General features: G+C 70.6%; 1 protein-coding gene. It reads right to left on the bottom strand.

The features are described 5' to 3' along the window. Window positions 1-151: 151 nt before the first annotated feature. Window positions 152-1,163: chitinase (locus ACZ6RT_RS34755; protein WP_470158212.1), on the bottom strand; the 1,012-nt coding region annotated here is incomplete at its 5' end.

Here is a 1,163-nt window from a genome sequence, read left to right as displayed (position 1 = left end):
CCTCTGTAACCGACCTAGGAACCCCCAACGCATGAAAAACCCAAACACCACTTTACCCTTCTCCCCCCGCCTTCTCCCTTGGGTGGGGGGGGGGGGGGGGCGGGGGGGGCCGGGGCGGGGGCGGGGGGCCCCCCCCCGGCCCGGTGGAGGATCAGGGCAGGGTCGCGAGGTGCGGCTTGACGGTCCGCGAGAAGTTCCAGCCGTTGCTGGCGTCCCAGTTGATGGACCAGGTCATCGCGCCGCGGATCCCGGGGTAGGCGCGCGGCGGCACGAAGCTGCCACAGCCGGTACGGGTGGCCAGGCAGGTGAGGGCCTGGTTCACCAGCGTCGGGGAGACGATCCCGCCGCCCGCCGCGCCGGGCCCGGCGGGCAGGCCGAGCGCCACCTGGTCGGGGCGCAGGCCGTTCTCCAGCTGGATGCAGGCCAGCGCGGTCATGAAGTTGACCGTGCCCTGCGAGTAGGCGGCCATCTGGTCGCAGCCCAGCATGGAACCGGAGTTGTAGAACTGGGTGTGGACGACGGTGAGGATGTCCTTGATGCTCAGGGCCAGCTTGAAGTACTCGGCGCCGGTGGACTGCATGTCGATGGTCTGCGGCGCCATGGTGATGATCAGGTCGGCACCGGCCTTGGCGCGCAGCTGCCGCAAGGCCTGGCCCATGTAGGTGGCGTTGAGCCCGTTCTCCAGGTCGATGTCGACGCCGTCGAAGTCGTACTTCTGCATCAGGGCGTACACGGTGTCGGCGAAGAGGGTCGCGGCGGCGGCGCTCGCCACCTGGACGCGGCCGGCCTCGCCGCCGACCGAGAGGATGACCTTCTTGCCGCGCGCGTGCAGGGCCTGCACGTCGGCCCTGAACTGGGCGTCGGTGTAGCCGCCCAGCGAGGCCGACAGGCCCGGGTCCACGCCGAAGACGACCTCGCCCGGCGTGGCGGTGGCCTCGCCGAAGGAGACGGCGATCAGGTCGTACTCGTCGGGCACGGCCGAGAGGCGCAGCTCGACGGCCGGGTTGTCGAAGTTGTGCCAGTAGCCGGTCAGGAAGTGCTTGGGCAGCGGGCCACCACCGGTGCAACCGGTCGTGGTGACCGTGACCGGGTCGCTCTTGGGACCCTCACCCGCGGAGTTGTAGGCCGCGACCGCGTAGGTGTGCGCCTCGCACGAGCCCAGC

The organism is Streptosporangium sp. NPDC050148 (assembly GCF_055586505.1).
Note: the sequence above shows the minus strand (reverse complement) of the source record. Positions and strands in the feature narration are given on the sequence as shown.